The organism is Amycolatopsis sp. NPDC104819 (assembly GCF_055583145.1).
The window spans coordinates 890,098-907,124 of record NZ_JBVJON010000001.1 but is presented as its reverse complement, the minus strand read 5'-3'; the positions used below and the strand labels follow the sequence as shown (position 1 = coordinate 907,124).

The following is a 17,027-nucleotide window of genomic DNA, read 5'->3' as shown; positions in this document are numbered from 1 at the left end:
CCCCGCTCCCCCCTGCGACCACGGCGAAGGAGCCGAGCGTGACCTGGATCCAGGACTACCAGCCGGCGGGCGGACTGTGGGTCTCCGCGGCGCTCGCCGCGCTCCCGATCATCGTGCTGCTGGTCGCGCTCGGCGTGGTCCGCCTCTCCGCGCACCTCTCGGCGGCGCTCGCGCTGGTCACCGCGCTCGGCGTGGCCCTGCTGCTGTACCGGATGCCGGCCGCGCTGGCGTTCGACTCGGCGGCGATGGGGGTGCTGTTCGGCGTCTGGTCGGTGGCCTGGATCGCCTTCCACGCCGTGTACTTCCACAACGTCACGGTCGCGACCGGCCGGTTCGACAGCATCAAGCGGGTCCTCGCCGGGTTCAGCGAGGACCGGCGGCTGCAGGCGCTGCTCATCGCGTTCGGCTTCGGCGCGCTGCTCGAAGGGGTCGCCGGCGGCGGCTCCCCGATCGCGATCACCGCGGCGATGCTGGCCGCGCTCGGCTTCCCGCCGGTCAAGGCCGTGGTGCTGGCGCTGCTGGCGAACACCGCGCCGGTGGCGTTCGGCGGGCTCGGCAACCCGCTGATCGTGCTCGGCCGGCTGACCGCGCCGATCATGCACCTCAAGCCGGACCAGGCGACGGACCTGTTCTCGGCGATGGTCGGCCGGCAGGTGCCGGTGCTCGCGCTGATCATCCCGGCGTTCCTGGTCGTCGTGCTGGCGGGCTGGAAGCGGATGGTCGAGGTGTGGCCGGCGGTGCTGACCGCCGGGCTCGCGTTCGCGGTGATGCAGTTCGTGGTGTCGAACTACATCAGCGCCAGCCTGGTCGACGTCCTCGCCGCGCTCACCGCGATGGCCGCGCTGTGGATCCTCACGCGCTTCTGGCAGCCCGCCTCGGTCTGGCGCTTCGACGGCGAGGAGGCCGTCGCGAAGAGTCTGGGCGCCGCGAAGGCCGAGCGCGGCGCGCTCTACGCGTGGACGCCGTACATCATCCTGATCCTGGCGATCTTCCTGTCGCGGATCGGGACGATCTTCAAGAACCTGCCGGTCTGGCTCGACCTGACGAAGCTGCTGCACAAGGCGGACTGGATCTTCGCCTGGCCGGGGCTGCACAACCACGTCGTCCAGCACCCGCCGATCACGGCGAAGAACGCGCCCTACGCGGCGACGTTCACGGTGGACTTCCTGTTCTCGCCGGGCACGGTCGCGCTGGTCGCGGCGGTGATCGCCGGGTTCGTCATGGGCGGGCGGCCGGGTCTGCTGCTCGCGACGTACCGGAAGACGCTGGTCCAGATGCGCTGGGCGCTGGCCACGATCTTCATGATCCTGGCGATCGCGTTCGTGATGAACTACTCGGGCGCGACGCAGACGCTGGGCCTCGCCCTGGCGACGACGGGCGTGATCTTCCCGCTGTTCTCGGCCTACATCGGCTGGCTGGGGGTGTTCCTGACCGGCTCGGACGCGTCGACGAACAGCCTGTTCGGCCCGATGCAGGTGATTTCGGCCCAGCAGCTGCACATCGACCCGATCCTGGCGGGCGCGACGAACACCTCCGGCGGCGTGATGGGCAAGATGATCTCGCCCCAGAATCTCTCGATCGGCGCGACGGCGATCGGCCAGAGCGGCAAGGAAGGGTCCCTGCTGCGGCAGACGTTCCTCTGGTCGTTGCTGCTGACGGCGGTGGTCGGCGTGATCTCGCTGCTGCAGGCCACGATCCTGACGGCGATGATCCCCTCGCCCTAGGCTGGCGGCATGGCTTCTGACGGGCTTGCCTCCTTCGGCTACGAGCTGGGTCTGCTGAAACGCGTCCGCCGGTCGGGCTGGTGGCACGCGGGCGTCCGCGACCCCGAGTCGGTCGGCGAGCACAGCCTGCGCGCCGCCCAGCTGGCGGCGCTGATCGCGGCCGAGGAGGGAGCGTCCCCGGAGCGGGCGGCGTTCCTGGCCGTCTGGCACGACACGCAGGAGACACGAACGGGCGACCTCCCGCTGACGGCGGTGGACTACCTGGAAAAGCCGTCCCCGCGAGCCATCACGGCGGACCAGACGGCCGCGCTGCCGCCGCGCTCGCAGTCGGTGGTGCGGTCGGCCGTGGACGAGTACGAGAGCCGCGTTTCGGCCGAGGCGTTGTGCGCGAAGGACGCGGACAAGCTGGAGATGTTGTTGCAGGCGTTGGAGTATCGCGACGTCGGGGTGCAGCGGGTCGACGAGTGGATCGAGTCGGCGCGGCAGGGGTTGACGACGGAGACGGCCCGGAAGATCGCGGAAGCGGCGTTGACGCTGTCACCGCTGTCCTGGCGGGACCGCTAACGGCCCACCGCGGTCGCGCGGTCCAGCAGCAGCGCCCGCTCCCGCGCGTTCTCCGTCATCTCCGCCGCCCGGCGGAACTCCTTCTCCGCCTCCTCCGGCCGTCCCAGCTTCTGCAGCAGGTCGCCGCGGACGCTCGGCAGCAGGTGGTAGTCCTTCAGCGCCGGCTCTTCCGCCACCGCGTCGACCACCGCCAGGCCGGCCTCAGGCCCGTAGGCCATCGCCACCGCCACCCCGCGGTTCAGCTCGATCACCGGGGACGGCTGGAGCTGGCCGAGCCCCTCGTACAGGGCCGCGATGCGGACCCAGTCCGTCTCGTCCGCCGTGCGGGCGCGGGCGTGGCAGGCCGCGATCGCCGCCTGGGCCGAGTACGGGCCGTACGCCCCCTCCGCGATCTGCTCCGACAGGGCCAGCGCCGCCAAGCCGTGCTGGATCAGCAGGCGGTCCCAGCGGGCGCGGTCCTGGTCGAGCAGCAGCACCGGCTCGCCGTTCGGGCCGGTGCGGGCCTTCGCCCGGGACGCCTGCAGCTCCATCAGCGCGACCAGGCCGTGGATCTCCGACTCGCCCGGCATCAGCGCGGCGAGGACGCGGCCGAGGCGCATCGCCTCGTCGCAGATCGCCGGGCGCATCCAGTCGTCGCCGCGGGTCGCCGAATACCCCTCGTTGAACACCAGGTAGATGACCTCGAGCACGGACGAAAGCCGCGCGACGCGCTCGTCGCCCTCCGGGACCTCGAACGGCACCTTCGCCGCCGCCAGCGCCTTTTTCGCCCGCACGATCCGCTGCGCGATCGTCGACTCGCGCACCAGGAACGCGCGCGCGATCTCGTCGGTCGTCAGGCCGCCGAGCATCCGCAGCGTCAACGCGACGCGGGCCTGCGTGTTCAGCACCGGGTGGCAGGCGACGAACAGCAGGCGCAGCAGGTCGTCCTCGATGTGGTCGTCGAGGGCCGCGTCGAAGTCCGGCAGCACGCCTTCGCCGAGCTGCTGGTCGCGGCCGACCTCTTCGAGCTTCTCCGCGTACCGCTCGTTGCGGCGGAACTGGTCGACCGCGCGGCGCTTCGCGATGGTCATCAGCCACGCGCCGGGGTTGCGCGGCACGCCGGACTCCGGCCACTGCTCCAGCGCCGCGACCAGCGCGTCCTGCGCCAGCTCCTCGGCGAGACCGACGTCGCCACGGGCCATCCGGGCCAGGCCCGCGATGAGCCGCGGCGACTCGATCCGCCACACCGTCTCGACCGTGCTCCGGGTGTCCGCTACCGTCACCCGGCCATTCGACAGGGTGATCGGCCGCGGTGCAACCCACTACCCGGCGATGGCCCGGATCTCCACCGTGCCGCCCTTGGCCTCCGGGTTCGGCGCCTGCTTCATCAGCGCGACGACGTCCTCGAGCGAATCGCCGTTCAGCACCCAGAACCCGGCGACGAGCTCTTTCGTCTCCGTGAACGGCCCGTCGATGACCTTCGGCTCGGCGTCCCCTTCGAACACGACGCGCACGCCGTCCGCGCTCGAGGTGAGGCCCTCGGCGAGCACGATCCGGCCCTCGTCGAGCAGCCGCGCGTTGAACTTCGCCATCGCGGCCAGCTCTTCTGCGGCGGGCTGGAAGCCGAGCGCGTCGGACTCGGGACTGGCCTTGACCATCACCAGGAAGCGCATCAGGCGTCCCCGGCAGCCTGCGCGCGCAGGCGTCCTTCCAGCTCGGCGACCTCGGGCGTCATGTTCTCGAAGTCGGACGCCTCGGCGACACGCCGGATCTCGACCTCGCCGTGCTCACCCTCGGGGTTCGGCATCCGCTTGATCCACTCGACACACTCGTCGCGGTCGCGGCACTGGAGGATCCAGAACCCGCCGACGAGCTCCTTCGACTCGGTGAACGGCCCGTCGACGACCTTGGGCTCTTCCTTGCCGTCGAAGACGACCCGGGCGCCTTCCGCGCTCGGCGCGAGGCCCTCGCCGGCGAGCATGATGCCGGCCTTGACCATTTCTTCGTTGAACTTCCCCATCTCGGCGAGCAGCTCGGCGCTGGGGGCCTTGCTGTCGGTGTGCTCGTTCGTCTTGACGATCACCATGAAGCGCATCGCGGAGTCCCTTCGTTCGGTCTTGCCCACGCGTCGAACGGCCGTGCCCCGGATCGACAGCGTCCGCCAAAAAACTTTCGCGCGGGAAAACTAGCAGCTCAGGGTCGGTCCGGGTGGGCAAATCGGACAGGGGAGAATCAACGGCCGTGGCGGTTCTCCCCGACGACCTCTCCTCCGCGCTCGACGACGAGCTGGCCAGGCACCCCGTGCCGAGGCTGACGCAGTCCGTCGACCGGCTCAGCACGCGCTACCGCCAGGGTGACGCGGCGACTTCGCCCATCCTCAGCTCCGAAGCCGACGTCGCCGCGTACGCGGGCTACCGGATGCCCGCCACCTACGCGGCCGTACACGCTGTGCTCGCCGAAGCCGCTTCGCGCGCGCCCGGCTTCGAGCCGCGTACGCAGGTCGACGTCGGCGGGGGCACGGGCGCCGCGGTCTGGGCGGCCGCCGCTGTCTGGCCGTCGCTGGCGAAGTGCACGGTGCTCGAGCAGGTCGCCGGCGCGATCGGGCTCGGCAAGCGGCTCGCCGCCGGCGCGTCGCTGCCGGCGGTCCGGAGCGCGGAGTGGCGACGCGGGTTTGTCGACCCGGCGGCGCCCGCCCCGGAGGCGGACCTCGTGACGCTGTCGTACGTCCTCGGCGAGTTGCCGGAGGCGACGCGCGCCGACGTCGTGCGGTGGCTGGCCGCGAAAGCCGGGGCCGTCGCGCTGATCGAGCCGGGCACCCCGGCGGGGTACGAGCGGGTCCGCGCCGCGCGGGCGCAGCTGGTCGACGAGGGCCTGCATGTCATCGCGCCCTGCCCGCACGACGCCGCGTGCCCGATCGTGCCGGGCGAGGACTGGTGCCACTTCGCCGCGCGGCTCCCCCGGTCGGGCCTGCACCGCCGGCTGAAGGCGGGCACGCTCGGGTTCGAGGACGAGAAGTTCGCGTACGTCGTCGCGGCGCGCTTCACGCCGGAGCGCCCGGACGCGCGGATCATCCGGCACCCGAAGAAGCACAAGGGCTGGGTGGCCCTCGACCTGTGCACCCCGGACGGCTTGAAGCCGGGCGTCGCGGTGTCGAAGAAGCAGGGCCCGCGGTACCGAGCCGCCCGCGACGCCGAGTGGGGCGACGGCTGGTCGGCGAACTAGGGCATCCGCACGGTCCGCAGGAACGCCGGCAGCAGCCACGGCCGCGGCCCGCCGATCCGCACTCCACCGCTCAACACCGCGCGCACCCGCGAGATCCGGCCGAACATCATCGGCACCAGCACCGCCGGGTCGAACCGCAGCCGGACGTCCGCCGTGCCGTCCGGTTCCTCGAAGCGCAGCTCGCCGTGTTGGAGAGCCAGCACTCCCGGGCGGGTGTGCGCCGAGCGGAACTCGACCGCGATCCGGCGGGGTGACGGTGTTGCGTCGTCGAGGAGGCGGCCCATGTCGTTGCGCACCAAGCCGAACAGGAACAGCTCCAGGAACAACGCCTCGTGCGCCGCGGGGATCGGCCACTGCCTCCCCGCCGCACGCGCGATGTCGAGGCCGTGGATCAGCATCTCGTTGACCAGGTGCGCGAGCACACCCGCGACCGGCACGCGCGAGCTGCCCAGCCACCACACCGGCTTCTCCGGGTCCAGGTCAGAGCTGACCAGCAGCACCTCGGCGATGTCCGCGCGCAGCCGCTCGGCCAGCCGGACCGGGTCGCGCTCGGGGTAGAGCTCGAGCGCGAGGGCGTTCATGTCGGAGATCGTGTCGACGCTGGCCGCGCCGATCGGGTCCTTCAGGCCCGGCAGCGGGAGCGGGCCGCCGTCGCCGCGGATCATCGCCGTGTACATCAGCGCGATCATCCCGACGTGGGACGCCGTTTCGGCGACCGACCACTCGCCGAGCGAGCGCGCGTGCGCGTCCGGCACGCCGGCCACCAGGTCCGCGAACCGGCCGCCGACCTCCGGCAGCGCGGCGCGCACGGCTTGCCACTTTTCGCCCGTCACAGCTTCCGACGGTAAGCGCGTGACGCGCCGGGCGGATCTTCCAAGGTGCGCAGGTATCTTCGCCGCATGGCCCGGTTCCTGCCTCGGTCGACCCGGGTGCGGGTCGCCCTCTTCGCCGCTCTCGCTTCGGCGCTCGTGCTCGGCCTGGGTTCGTACTGGTTCGTGAACGCGCTGAGAAGCGGCCTCGAAACGTCCGCGAACCAGCTCGCCAGCGAGAAGGCCCGCGCGATCGGGTCCCTGCTCGACGCCGGGGTCAAGCCGGTCGAGGTCGCCCGGCAGCTCGACTACGCCGGGTACTGGATCAGGCGTGACAAGTCGGGCGACACCGGCTGCCCGGACGAGCCGGGGAACACCGGCACGACCGTCGGCCGGGCACGGGTCTACGGACCGGACTGCGTCCTGGGATGGCCCTTCGGCGGGGACGACACCGTGGTGTCGCAGACCGGGACGACCGACCAGCAGCACTTCGTCCAGGCGTCGGTGCCGCTCGACCCCATCGGCCTCCAGACCGTCGAAACCGCCCAGCGGATCCTCTGGGGCGGCGTGCCCGCGGCCGCGCTGCTGATCGGCGCGGTCGCCTGGTTCGCCGTCCGGCGGTCACTGCGGGCGGTGGGCGCGATCCGCGCCGAGGTCGACGGCGTGCGCGCGGGTGACCTCGGCCGGCGTGTCCCGGTGCCGGACTCCGGGGACGAGATCACCCAGCTCGCCGTGACGATGAACGAGATGCTGGCCCGGCTCGACCGGGCCGTGCAGCGGCAGAGCCGGTTCACCGCGGACGCGTCGCACGAGCTGCGGACGCCGCTGGCGTCGATGCGCACGCAGCTGGAGGTGCAGCTCGCCCACCCGGACCGGCTCGACTGGCGCCGCAGCTACCGCAACGCCGTCCTCGACGTCACGCGGATGGAGGCGCTGGCCGGCGACCTGCTGCTGCTCAGCAAGCTCGACACGGACCAGCCGGCCGGCACCGCGCCGGTCGCGCTGGCAGACCTGGTTTCCGAACACGTCGCCGAGCGGCTCCCGCGGGACGGCGTCGAAATCACGACGCACATCGAGGCGATGCCGGTGGTGCGCGGCCACGCGGGACGGCTGGAGCGCGTGCTGCGCAACCTCGTCGACAACGCCGAGCGGCACATGAAGAGCCGCGTGACGATCACGCTCACCGCGTTCGGCAGCCAGGCCGTGCTGACGGTCGAGGACGACGGTCCCGGCATTCCCGCCGAAGACCGCGAGCGCGTCTTCGACCGGTTCGTGCGGCTCGACGAAGACCGCGCCCGCGAAGACGACGGCGGCTCCGGGCTCGGCCTCGCGATCGCCGCCGAGATCGCGCGGACGCACGGCGGCACCCTGCGCGTCACCGACAGCACGTCCGGCGCGCGCTTGGAGCTCCGCCTGCCGATCGCCTGAAGACTTCTTCAGCTTGCTTAAGCTCCGGTTCAGCGTGGCCACCCGAGCATCCGGCCATGCTGATCGATCTCGCGCCGGCTCCGGCGCGCACGCGCGAAAGCCGCGCGGTCCCCTACGTCGTCGCTTCGGTCGCCTTCGCCGGGTACGCGGCTTGGTCGCTGCAGCGGCTGCGGACGTTCGACGCGAGCGGGTTCGACCTGGGGATCTTCGAGCAGGCCGTGCGGTCCTACGCGCACGGGCGCTGGCCGGTGTCGGACCTGCTCGGCCCGGGCGCGCCGACGCTCGGTGACCACTTCCACCCGGTCCTGGTGCTGCTGGCGCCGTTCTACCTGCTCTGGCCGGGGCCGGGGTGCCTGCTGGTCGCGCAGGCGTTCCTGTTCGCGCTCTCCGCCGTGCCCGTGACGCGCTGCGCGTCGCGGGTGCTGGGCGCGCGCCCGGGTGCGGTGGTGGGCGCGGGGTACGTGCTGTCGTGGGGGCTGCTGTCCGCGGTGAACTTCGACTTCCACGAGGTCTGCTTCGCCGTGCCGATGGTGGCGTTCGCCGCGGAGCACCTGCTGCGCGGACGGTGGCGGGCCGCGGTCTGGTGCGCGCTGCCGCTGGTGCTGGTCAAGGAGGACCTGCCGCTGACGCTCGCCGCGGTCGGCGTGGTGCTGGTCCTGAACAAACAGCGACGGCTCGGCTGGGCGGTCGTCGTCTTCGGCGTGGCTTCGTCGATCCTGCTGGTGACGGTGGTGTTGCCGGCGCTGAACCCGGCGGGCGCGTACGCGCACAGCGGTGGCTTGAACCCTTTCGGCGGGTCGATCGTCAAGGTCTCGATGCTGCTGGCGCTGGTCGCGCCGACGGCGTTCGCGGCCGTGCGCTCACCGGTGCTTTTGCTGGCGGCGCCGACCCTGCTGTGGCGGCTGGTGTCGGCGAACGACCGCTACTGGGGCCTGGGATACCACTACAGCGCGGTCCTGATGCCGATCGTGTTCCTCGCGGCGGCGGACGGCGTCCGCCGCTTCGACCGGCGGTGGCTCCTGCCGGCGTGCGCGCTGGTCGCAGGGCTGGGCTCGCTGGCGCTGCAGGCGGCGCACCTGACGAGCGGAGTCTGGACGCCGTCGCAGCGGGACGGCGTCAGCGCGGTGCTGTCCCGCATCCCGGACGGCGCGACGGTCCTGGCGTCCAACCGCCTGGCCCCGCGGCTGACGTCCCGCTGCACGGTGTTGTTCTTCGACGGAGTGTCGGCGGAGCGGCCGGAGTGGGTGGTGGTCGCGAAGCCGGAGCAGTCCTGGCCGACCACGCTGGAGACGAAGGCTTTTGCGCTCGGTGAGCTGCGGAGCACGGGCTACGTGAGCGTCGCGGAGACGGACGCGGTTGTGCTGCTCCACCGTGCGTAGAGAAATCGCAGCGGTAACCGGCCAGTCGGGGGGCGTGCCGGCCGGTTACCGCCGCACCGAGAAAGAGGGAGCCCCACGCCCGGAATGACGCGCGGCCCCCCGCTTCACCCGATCGAGTGACCCAGGCTCCAGCGCCCCAAGGTGGCCTTGGGGCGCTGGGGCAGGGCTCAGGCCGGGTCGGCCAGGATGCCGTTCACGTAGGAGCCCGGGTGGGTTGCCGCGTCCTGGCGGAGGACCGGGAGGTCCGCCGGCCAGCTCGCCTCCAGCGGGGTCCGCTGCCCCGGCGGGATCGTCACCAGCTTCTTCGGGGTCCACGTCGGCTCGCCGGCGGCCGGCTTCACGACCGTGATCGTCGCCGACGCCGTTGTCCCCGCCGTCACCTCGTTGTACTTCACGCCGTTGTCGACGCGCGGCAGGTGGTACACCGGGCCGAACGTCGCGTCGTCCGGGCCGACCAGGTCGACGCCCGGGACGCCGTACAGGCCGCACGTGTGGTCCGTCGTGTTGCGGTAGGTCAGCGGGATGTCGTACTGGCCCGGCGCGTCGTTCTTCTCGGCCGGCTTGCCCAGCAGGACCTCCAGGTCCGCGGTGGTGCAGCGCGGTGTGGCGGTCGAAGCCGGCGCGACCCCGCCCCCGGAAGCCCCCTGAGCAGCGGCCGGAGCCGGAGCAGCCGGAGCCGGAGCGGCAGGAGCAGCCGCCGAAGTGCCACAAGCGGCCAACGCGAACGCCCCCGCCGCCGTGCCGATCCCGATCAAGATGCGCTTCATGGTGGTTCCCCTCCCGAAGATCAGTTACTGACCGGCGTGACCTGGACGGCGGCACCCTTCACGAGCGCCCCCGCCGGCCACGCGACGCTCACCGGCTGGCCGAACGGCCCGGTCGGCAGGTCGAACGTGACGAAGTCCGCCGCGACCCCCGCCTCGGCCGAGCGCTGCACGATCCGCGACTCCGCCGGGTGCCCGTCACGCAGGTTCACCGGGAGCGCCTGGCTGCCGTCCGCGGTGGTGGTCACCGGGAGCCGCTGCCCGCCGGCGAGGAAGCTCAACGCCGTCGGCGTGCCTTCGAGCTTGCAGTTCGTGTTCGGCGACGTCGCGGTGTAGGTGAGGACGTAGGCCTCGTGCCCGGCGGCGTTCGACGGGTCCGGCGTGACCGACACGTGGACGTCCGAGGCGCCGCACGGGGTGTCGCTCGGCATGGCGTTCGCGGCCCCGCCGGCCAGGAACAGCCCACCGGCCGCCAGGCCCCCGACGATCAGCGCGGTAGCGGTTCGCTTCATGGTGATCCTCCCTCGTTCCGTGATCAACTGGACTCACAGGGAAAGATGCCCACGAACCCCTCGGGGATGCGCCGAGATGGGGTCGATCACCCGAAAGCAACCCACCGCCGCGCCGGACGTCAAGACAATTGTCAACTACGGCCGAAGCAGACGAACGGCATCAGCGGTTCCGCCTGTGCCGCGTCGGCCAGCGCCCGTGCCGGCGGAGTGCCCGTCGACAGCGCCCGGTGGTAGGCCAGCATCACGCCGCCCGCGGTGCGGTCGTCGACCCGCGCCACGCTCGAAACCACCGTGCGGCTCCCGCCGTAGAGCAGCGCCGCGGTGAACCCGAGGACCTCGTCACCCGCGCGGACCACCGTCTGGCCGACGTCGCACGAAGACAGCACCACCTGCTCCGGCGCCGTCGAAAGCTGCTGGACGTCGTAGGCCATCAGCGGCCCGTCGGCCAGGTTGAGCCGCGAGAACAGCACGTTCTCCTGCTCGTGGTGGCCGTGCGCGGCGAAGTGCGCCAGCCGGCAGCCGTCGAACGCCTTGAGCGTCGCCGTGACCGTCGCGTCCGGCCCGGTCAGCACCTCCGCCTCCGGGTACAACGGCTTCAGCAGCGCGATCTCCGCTTCCGCGTGGGTCAGGTCGGAGCCCGCGACCAGCAGCGGCGCCCCGGCGGCCTGGCGCGGACGGCGGCCCGCGTCGAGCCAGGCCGACGACGACGGCGTGACCGTCACCGGGCGGCCGTGCAACGTCGGCAGCAGCCCCCACGGGATCGCCGAAAGCGCGCCGGTCGGCACCACGACGACGTCGAGGTCGCCGAGCCGGGACGCCAGGGGCGCCAGCAGGATCGAGTCCAGCGCGGTGACCTGGGTGCGCACCGAGCGGCGGATGACCCGGTCCAGCTGCGGCGGGAGCTGCCGCCCGCACAACGCGTCGAGGTCGCTGTGCAGCCGCGCGACCGGCTCGACGACGGCCGAAGCCGGGCCGAGCTCGATCAGCGCGACCCGGTGGTCGGCGATCACCTGCGCGCACAACGCGCCGTGGTCGGCGAGGAAGCACACCATCGCGCTGCCGGTGGCCGCGAGCTCGTCGCCGATCTCGCCGAGCTTGGCCTCCGGGTGGTCGACCTCGGCGCCTTCGGCCTGCCAGCCCTTGGCGCGGATCTCGCGTTCCAGTGCGGCGCAGCGCTTCACGGCCTGGCTGTCCGGCTTCCCGGACAGCTCGCCCGCGCGGATCTGCATCGACAGGAACCGCAGCTCGGCGACGGCGTCGACGGTCTGCGGGTGCGCGGGCGGGCGCACCGGCCGGAACCGGAACGCCTGCGCGCGCGAGCGGTCGAGCCAGCGGAACACCACGCCGGGCGAGCGCTGGGCGAGCGCCGCGGCGAGTGCGGCGTCCGCGAGCTCCTTGCCCAGCGACGTCGTCCCGGTCTGCAGGTCGACACTGCCGAACCGGCTGCGGTGCCGCTGCAGCTGGGTCAGCCCGGCGCGCGCGTTCGCGAACGTGACGCGCCGGTTGCCGGCGGCCGCGCCGAGCTCGGCCAGGGCCAGCCGCCGGAAGAGGCGGTTCTCCAGCGGCGCGGTCCGCCGGTCGCGCGGGGCGATCGCGGCGCGGGCGCCGTCGAGGTCACCCCGGGCGATCCGGGCCCGGGCCGCCAGCAGCGCGGCGATTTCGGCGTCGTTGCGCAGGCCCAGCCCGGTCAGCCGGTCCGCCAGCGCGGTCGCCTCCGCGACGACGCGCGCGACCCGGCGGCCGGTCGCGAAGTCCGCGCGCAGCACGGTCAGCTGCGCGACCGCGGCCCAGGTTTCGTTGCCCCGGCGGCGAAAGCGCCGTTCGGCGCGCACGGCCCAGCTGCGCGCGGTGGCCGGGGCGCCGCTCGCCAGCGCGGCCAGCGCGCGGGTCAGCTCGGCCTCGCCGTGCTCCTGGTTCATCCGCAGCCGCGGGAACTGCTCGAGCGCCGCGTCGAGCTCGGCGGCGGCTTCGTTCGGCAGCCCGGCGGCGAGCAGCGCGCGGGCCTTGTCGACGGCCAGCACCGGCAGCATCCCGACACTCTGTTCGGCGTAGAACCCGCTCGCCGCGTCGAAGTCGCGCAGCGCGCCCGGGATGTCGCCGGTCAGCACCCGCGCCTGGCCGCGGCCGTGCGCCGCCTTCGCGAAGATCCGTGCCAGGCCCTCTTCCGACGCCTGCCCGGCGCCGATCTGCTCGCACTGGTCGAGGTCGGCGAGCGCGAGCCGGACGCGTCCGGCGTACTGGTGCAGCATCGCGCGGTTGAGCAGGGTCCGGGCGAGCACGACGAACTCGCCGACCTGCCGCAGCAGCGGGATCGCCTCGTCGAAGCACGTCAGCGCCTCGTCCATCCGGCCGATCAGGATGAAGACGAGACCCCGTTGCTGGCGCAGGATCCCGCGCCCGGCGTCCGACACGAGGACGTCGGCCTCGTCGAGCAGGGCGAGCCCGCGGGTGCTGTTGCCCAGCGCGGTTTCGACGGCCGCGTACGTGCCGAGCACGCGCGTCGCGAGGTCGGGCCAGGCGGGCCACTCCGGCGGCGGCGCGGTCGCGGGCAGGCCGAGCAGGCGCGCGGCGGAGCGGATCAGCCGGCCGCCGACCACCGGCTGGCCGTTGTTCGTCGCCGCGACCGCACGTCTGTGCAGGTCGCGCACCCGGTCTTCGACGCCCTGCCCAGACGCGACCACGGGCTGCCCTTCCGGCCGGGACCGTCCCCCTCGGCCGAGAAGGGCGGGGCACAACCGTACCTCCGGCGCGGCACCGTCCCAGAGCCTCTTTTGCCGGCCGAACTACCCCGGGGACCGGTCGGCAACCAGTCCTGCCGGAACGCTCCCGGTCTCCAGGAAAGCCAGCGCCACTCGCCTGACTTCGTCCATCGCCACTTGGTAGCTGGCGGGGATTTCCCGTACGTGTGCCATGTAGTCGTAAATGACATACCCGGCAAGATTCCCGTCACCTTGCGTCTGCACGGCTTCCGGTGTCATGAAGAGAACAAAGCCTGTCTCCTGCCCGATACCCATGTCGAAAACTCCCGACTTCGGATCTCCGGCGACGGAGCATTCGACCATCGAGGGCACCGGAAGGTCTTTGGTGTCCTCTTGTACTCGTGTGATGAGTGCGTCCAGTTCCCCCGCCGAACTCACGAGAATCGCCGGATCACCCGGGCCGTAGTCGTTGTCCGGTTCCTGGTTGTACCAGACCTCTAGCGTGACCACGGGTTGGCTCCTCCGGTGAACGTCTTGCGGTAGTTCGGCGCGTGAACAGTCATCCCTCGGGCAGGATAATCGGCACCAAGGTGTCGCAGCCGTATGGCCCCTTGCAGGGCCGGTTGTTGAGAGACACATCCAAATGCCTTCGGCCTTCTCTCGCCATTCGCGCCGCCAGCTTCTGTTCCACATCGGCCGTCGTGGCCAGCTCGCCTCGAGGAGGTATGCCGTTCTCGCGGAGGATGCGGGCCGCTTCGGCGGAATCCTCGTCTCTCCCGCTGACGATCTCGTGTGCCCTGCCCCGCTCGTCCACCCACCGCCCGTGCGTCTTGGTTCCGCTGTTGCCGACAACCTGCGGCGGCATCTCCCGCTGCAGAGCTTCCGCTTGCTCGCGAGTGAGGCGCCGGCCGTCCGGCTTCGAGGGCTTGGCCACCGACTCACCGGCGGCCGATGACCGCACGGGCTCGACCGGCACTCCCGCTGCGTCGGCTCCAAGGCCGGCCAGGTAACTCGTCAGCAGGTTCGTCACACTGCCCAGAAGCTGCTGGACACCACACGTTTCGGCCGTCACCTGTCCCAAGCCGACGACCGCCTGGCGTAGTTCAGGCTGCTCCGAGCCGAGTCCGGCCAGCGCTCGCCGAGCCTCCTCGGCCAAGTTGGAGGCTCGATCCAGGCCGGTCGGCGTGAGCTTGCGCAATGCCGTCCGGACTCCGGCCACCAGCTCCCCGATTCCGTCGGAGTTCGGAGAAGGGCGGGTCACAGCTCGATGGCCGGCGTGCTCACCGTCCTCGACCGCCCGAGCGTCCGGACCAGGACCTGCACCATCCCGTGCGGCACACCGCCGACGGCGAACCGGCCTTCGGCGTCGGAGTCCGTCGTCAGCGGCCCGTTCACGGTGCGGACCTCGATGGGGTGCTCGGCGGGCGGGGTGAGCCAGCCGTCCAGCCGGATCGTACCCCCGGATTCGGGGCTCACATTCACCATGATGGTCAGGCTTTCGCTGTCAAAAGTGATGAGCCTGCCCTGTTCGGCAGCACTTCTTGCGGCGGTCAGCCCCTCCTGTTCCCGAATCCGCATCACTTCGAGGTCGACGTCCTCCAGCTGGATCGCGAACCGGATCTGCTCCACCAGCGTGTCGGGCATCGGGTCGGCGTCTTCCCACAGTTCGCGCAGCCCGGCCAGCAGCCGGAAGTCGAGCGCGTCCAACGGCTCGTTCGCGCCGGGTGGTTCGACGGTGGTCACAGCCAATCTCCTTCGCCGTTGGCGAGTAGCTGCTCGCGCAGGCGCGCGAGGCAACGTCCCCTGGTCGGGCCGATACTCCCCCTCGGCATTCCCAGCCGGGCGCCCACTTCGGCGTAGTCCGGCCGGTGCACGAACGCCACGATCCGCAGCAGGCTGCGGCAGCGTTCGGGCAAGGCGTCGACCGCGCGCCACAACCGCGCGCGCTGGTCGTCGCGCAGCACCCCCTCCTCGGGTGCCGGTGACGCTTCGGTCAGCCGCTCCGGCAGTTCCGGCAGCGGCCGTTCGACCTGGCGCTTTTCCCCAGCCCGCCAGGCTTCCCGTTTGGTCACGGTGATCAGCCAGCCGGTGAGCGCGACCGGCGAGCGGATCTCCGTGAACGCGCCGAGCAGCCGCAGCCACGTCGTCTGCACGACGTCGGCCGCCTGGTCGGCGTCCAGCCCCTGGTCCCGCGCGACCTGCCAGAGCAGCGGCGTGAGCAGGGCGACGAGGTCGTTCAGCGCCGCGCGGTCGCCCTCCCGCGCGGCGTCGAACAGGGCGGCGACGCGCCCGTGGTCGGTCTTGGCCACTTTCACAGCGAACCGAGCGCGGCCCAAGCTCGTTTGACGACGGTGTCGCGGTCGACCGTCGCCAGCTCGGAGCCGAAGGGGAACAGGGCCTTGGCGATTTCGGCGGCGGCGAGCGGCGCGGCGAACGACGTGCCGTCCCAGACCGCGAAGCCGGCGCTGTAGTCGTCCGGGTCGAACGAGTTCCGGCCCTGGTCGGGCACTTCGTGGTCGGCGGCCGCGGTGCCGCGGACGTCGGTCGGGTAGGTGCTGACGACCCCGGCGCCGGTCGCCCAGCAGCGCACCCACGGGCCTTCGTTGGAGAAGAGCGCCTTGCTCGCGGAGACGTCGGGGTTCAGCGCGCCGACGCTGATCACCTGCGGGCCGCAGCCGCTGGCGAGCGGCTGGTCGGCGAAGGCCGCCGGGTAGAAGCGGCGGGTGGTGGCGTCGTTGCCCGCGGCGGCGACCACGAGCACGCCGAGGCCGAGCAGCTCGGCGATGGCCGCGCCGAACTGGCCGGTGTAGGCGATGTCGGCGGCGTTCTCCTCGTAGTAGCCGAGCGACAGCGAAACGATGTCGACCATGTTCTCGGGCCGGTTGTTCGCCTGCGCGTCCCGCACGCGGTCGGCGAGCAGGTGCAACGCGAGCAGCACGTCGGCTTCGTACGCGACGCCGTCGCTGTGCACGACGCGGATCGCGAGCGTGTCGGCTTCGGGGCAGGCCTGCCGGACGATGCCGGCGATGAACAGGCCGTGCCCGGTGTCGGTGTCGACGTCGCCGATCAGCGGCTGGCCGGTGGTCGGCGCGTCCCAGTAGTCGCTGAGCAGCTGGGTCGGCAGGGTGCTGCCGGAGTCGAGCTGGGCCTGCAGGATCGCCGCCTGGATGTCCGGCGCGACGGTGAGCCCGGCGCCGGCGGGCGGCGGGCCGCTGCGGTCGGCGAGGCCGAACCACGGGTGCGGGCCGATGCCGGTGTCGAGCACCGCGACGACCGGCCGCCGGTGCCCGGGCTTCTCGCTGCGGAACGGCGGGTCGGCGGCCAGCGTGACCGGGATCCGGTTGGCGCCGCGGGTGCGCCCGTACGAGCTGCCGGCGCCGAACCCGCTGGTCTCCCAGGGGGTGCCGCCGAGGCCGCTGGTCTCCCACGGCACCCCGCCGAAGACCGGCGTGCTGAACAGCAGGTGCTCGACGGAGACCTGGGCGGCGATCTTCGGGTCGAGCTCGGGCTTCTCACCGGACGCCGCGGACCTCAGCAGCTGCAGCGCCTTCCAGCAGTCGACGACGACCGGGTCGGAGTCCTCACGGACGTGCAGCAGGGCCCGCACAGGCAGGTCGTCGAGCTGCCGGGCGCGCTCGGTTTCCTTGCCGTCGCCGCGGCCGGCCGGCGCGGCGTAGATGCCGATGCGCGCCAGGACGCGGTTGATCGCGGCGAGCGTCTCCTGGTCACGCACGAACCGGTTCGGCAGGAGGAACACGCCCGGCCGGTAGACGGTCGTGCGCGGCACCGGCTGCCCGGCGGCGACCACCGCCGTGGCCGGGTCGAGCACCCGCGCGCCGTGCCGGTCGAGCAGCTGCCGGGGCGGGGTCGGCAGCTCGTTGAGCGTGCTCGATTCCTCCGCCGCCACTTCCGTGGTCTCGTCCCGCACGAACCTGACGACCATCGGG

The 17,027-nt window shown here is 72.2% G+C and carries 17 protein-coding genes; 5 read left to right on the top strand and 12 right to left on the bottom strand.

Annotated elements, in window-relative coordinates:
* Nucleotides 1-38: 38 nt before the first annotated feature.
* Together ACZ63E_RS04600 and ACZ63E_RS04595 are read left to right on the top strand one after the other, a co-directional pair.
* On the top strand, nucleotides 39-1,724 hold the full coding sequence (locus ACZ63E_RS04600) for an L-lactate permease (protein WP_465334252.1): 1,686 nt from the start codon (nucleotides 39-41) through the stop codon (nucleotides 1,722-1,724).
* 9 nt (nucleotides 1,725-1,733) lie between these two features.
* Nucleotides 1,734-2,288, top strand: coding sequence for an HD domain-containing protein (locus ACZ63E_RS04595; protein ID WP_465334250.1), 555 nt, complete (start codon nucleotides 1,734-1,736; stop codon nucleotides 2,286-2,288).
* Here ACZ63E_RS04595 and ACZ63E_RS04590 read toward each other — a convergent pair.
* Genes ACZ63E_RS04590 through ACZ63E_RS04580 form a run of 3 tightly spaced genes read right to left on the bottom strand, consistent with a single transcriptional unit; the run spans nucleotide 2,285 to nucleotide 4,362 of the window.
* Nucleotides 2,285-3,550, bottom strand: coding sequence for an RNA polymerase sigma factor (locus tag ACZ63E_RS04590; protein WP_465334249.1), 1,266 nt, complete (start codon nucleotides 3,548-3,550; stop codon nucleotides 2,285-2,287). The two genes, ACZ63E_RS04595 and ACZ63E_RS04590, sit on opposite strands and share 4 nt — an antisense overlap.
* A gap of 39 nt (nucleotides 3,551-3,589) precedes the next feature.
* On the bottom strand, nucleotides 3,590-3,940 hold the full coding sequence (locus tag ACZ63E_RS04585) for a YciI family protein (RefSeq protein WP_465334248.1): 351 nt from the start codon (nucleotides 3,938-3,940) through the stop codon (nucleotides 3,590-3,592).
* A complete protein-coding gene (locus ACZ63E_RS04580; protein WP_465334246.1) occupies nucleotides 3,940-4,362 on the bottom strand; it encodes a YciI family protein in 423 nt (140 codons plus the stop codon). The genes ACZ63E_RS04585 and ACZ63E_RS04580 overlap by 1 nt, the downstream gene beginning before the upstream one ends.
* Before the next feature lie 146 nt (nucleotides 4,363-4,508).
* Between ACZ63E_RS04580 and ACZ63E_RS04575 the strand changes: the two genes are divergently transcribed.
* The gene (locus ACZ63E_RS04575; RefSeq protein ID WP_465334244.1) at nucleotides 4,509-5,489 is read left to right on the top strand and encodes a small ribosomal subunit Rsm22 family protein; all 981 of its coding nucleotides are present in this window, start codon (nucleotides 4,509-4,511) and stop codon (nucleotides 5,487-5,489) included.
* Here ACZ63E_RS04575 and ACZ63E_RS04570 read toward each other — a convergent pair.
* The gene (locus ACZ63E_RS04570) at nucleotides 5,486-6,322 is read right to left on the bottom strand and encodes a maleylpyruvate isomerase family mycothiol-dependent enzyme (protein WP_465334243.1); all 837 of its coding nucleotides are present in this window, start codon (nucleotides 6,320-6,322) and stop codon (nucleotides 5,486-5,488) included. The genes ACZ63E_RS04575 and ACZ63E_RS04570 overlap by 4 nt on opposite strands.
* A gap of 66 nt (nucleotides 6,323-6,388) precedes the next feature.
* Between ACZ63E_RS04570 and ACZ63E_RS04565 the strand changes: the two genes are divergently transcribed.
* Both ACZ63E_RS04565 and ACZ63E_RS04560 read left to right on the top strand, forming a co-directional pair.
* On the top strand, nucleotides 6,389-7,726 hold the full coding sequence (locus tag ACZ63E_RS04565; RefSeq protein ID WP_465334241.1) for a sensor histidine kinase: 1,338 nt from the start codon (nucleotides 6,389-6,391) through the stop codon (nucleotides 7,724-7,726).
* 56 nt (nucleotides 7,727-7,782) lie between these two features.
* Nucleotides 7,783-9,105 (top strand): DUF2079 domain-containing protein, encoded by a 1,323-nt coding sequence (locus ACZ63E_RS04560; protein ID WP_465334240.1) that lies wholly within the window; start codon nucleotides 7,783-7,785, stop codon nucleotides 9,103-9,105.
* 167 nt (nucleotides 9,106-9,272) lie between these two features.
* Here ACZ63E_RS04560 and ACZ63E_RS04555 read toward each other — a convergent pair whose 3' ends face one another.
* The 8 genes from ACZ63E_RS04555 to ACZ63E_RS04520 all read right to left on the bottom strand — a co-directional run bounded on the left by ACZ63E_RS04555 (nucleotide 9,273) and on the right by ACZ63E_RS04520 (nucleotide 17,023).
* On the bottom strand, nucleotides 9,273-9,872 hold the full coding sequence (locus ACZ63E_RS04555) for a DUF4232 domain-containing protein (RefSeq protein ID WP_465334238.1): 600 nt from the start codon (nucleotides 9,870-9,872) through the stop codon (nucleotides 9,273-9,275).
* Nucleotides 9,873-9,892: 20 nt separating this feature from the next.
* Nucleotides 9,893-10,381 (bottom strand): DUF4232 domain-containing protein, encoded by a 489-nt coding sequence (locus ACZ63E_RS04550; protein WP_465334236.1) that lies wholly within the window; start codon nucleotides 10,379-10,381, stop codon nucleotides 9,893-9,895.
* 131 nt (nucleotides 10,382-10,512) lie between these two features.
* Nucleotides 10,513-13,062 (bottom strand): CHAT domain-containing protein, encoded by a 2,550-nt coding sequence (locus tag ACZ63E_RS04545; RefSeq protein ID WP_465334234.1) that lies wholly within the window; start codon nucleotides 13,060-13,062, stop codon nucleotides 10,513-10,515.
* Nucleotides 13,063-13,164: 102 nt separating this feature from the next.
* Nucleotides 13,165-13,590 (bottom strand): Imm1 family immunity protein, encoded by a 426-nt coding sequence (locus ACZ63E_RS04540; protein WP_465334232.1) that lies wholly within the window; start codon nucleotides 13,588-13,590, stop codon nucleotides 13,165-13,167.
* Nucleotides 13,591-13,639: 49 nt separating this feature from the next.
* Nucleotides 13,640-14,341, bottom strand: a complete 702-nt coding sequence (locus ACZ63E_RS04535; protein ID WP_465334230.1) for a DddA-like double-stranded DNA deaminase toxin — start codon at nucleotides 14,339-14,341, stop codon at nucleotides 13,640-13,642.
* Nucleotides 14,338-14,823, bottom strand: coding sequence for a hypothetical protein (locus ACZ63E_RS04530; RefSeq protein WP_465334229.1), 486 nt, complete (start codon nucleotides 14,821-14,823; stop codon nucleotides 14,338-14,340). The genes ACZ63E_RS04535 and ACZ63E_RS04530 overlap by 4 nt, the downstream gene beginning before the upstream one ends.
* Nucleotides 14,820-15,395: an RNA polymerase sigma factor gene (locus ACZ63E_RS04525; RefSeq protein ID WP_465334228.1), complete on the bottom strand. Its 576-nt coding sequence runs from the start codon at nucleotides 15,393-15,395 to the stop codon at nucleotides 14,820-14,822. Before ACZ63E_RS04525 ends, ACZ63E_RS04530 begins: the two co-directional genes overlap by 4 nt.
* A complete protein-coding gene (locus tag ACZ63E_RS04520) occupies nucleotides 15,392-17,023 on the bottom strand; it encodes a S8 family serine peptidase (protein WP_465334226.1) in 1,632 nt (543 codons plus the stop codon). Before ACZ63E_RS04520 ends, ACZ63E_RS04525 begins: the two co-directional genes overlap by 4 nt.
* Between the last annotated feature and the right edge of the window lie 4 nt (nucleotides 17,024-17,027).

What these genes read in the sequence shown, in the direction of transcription:
- ACZ63E_RS04595 (WP_465334250.1), top strand. Translation starts at nt 1,734, where the DNA reads ATGGCTTCTGACGGGCTTGCCTCCTTCGGCTACGAGCTGGGTCTGCTG.
- ACZ63E_RS04585 (WP_465334248.1), bottom strand. Translation starts at nt 3,940, where the DNA reads ATGCGCTTCCTGGTGATGGTCAAGGCCAGTCCCGAGTCCGACGCGCTC.
- ACZ63E_RS04580 (WP_465334246.1), bottom strand. Translation starts at nt 4,362, where the DNA reads ATGCGCTTCATGGTGATCGTCAAGACGAACGAGCACACCGACAGCAAG.
- ACZ63E_RS04565 (WP_465334241.1), top strand. Translation starts at nt 6,389, where the DNA reads ATGGCCCGGTTCCTGCCTCGGTCGACCCGGGTGCGGGTCGCCCTCTTC.
- ACZ63E_RS04560 (WP_465334240.1), top strand. Translation starts at nt 7,783, where the DNA reads ATGCTGATCGATCTCGCGCCGGCTCCGGCGCGCACGCGCGAAAGCCGC.
- ACZ63E_RS04555 (WP_465334238.1), bottom strand. Translation starts at nt 9,872, where the DNA reads ATGAAGCGCATCTTGATCGGGATCGGCACGGCGGCGGGGGCGTTCGCG.
- ACZ63E_RS04550 (WP_465334236.1), bottom strand. Translation starts at nt 10,381, where the DNA reads ATGAAGCGAACCGCTACCGCGCTGATCGTCGGGGGCCTGGCGGCCGGT.
- ACZ63E_RS04520 (WP_465334226.1), bottom strand. Translation starts at nt 17,023, where the DNA reads ATGGTCGTCAGGTTCGTGCGGGACGAGACCACGGAAGTGGCGGCGGAG.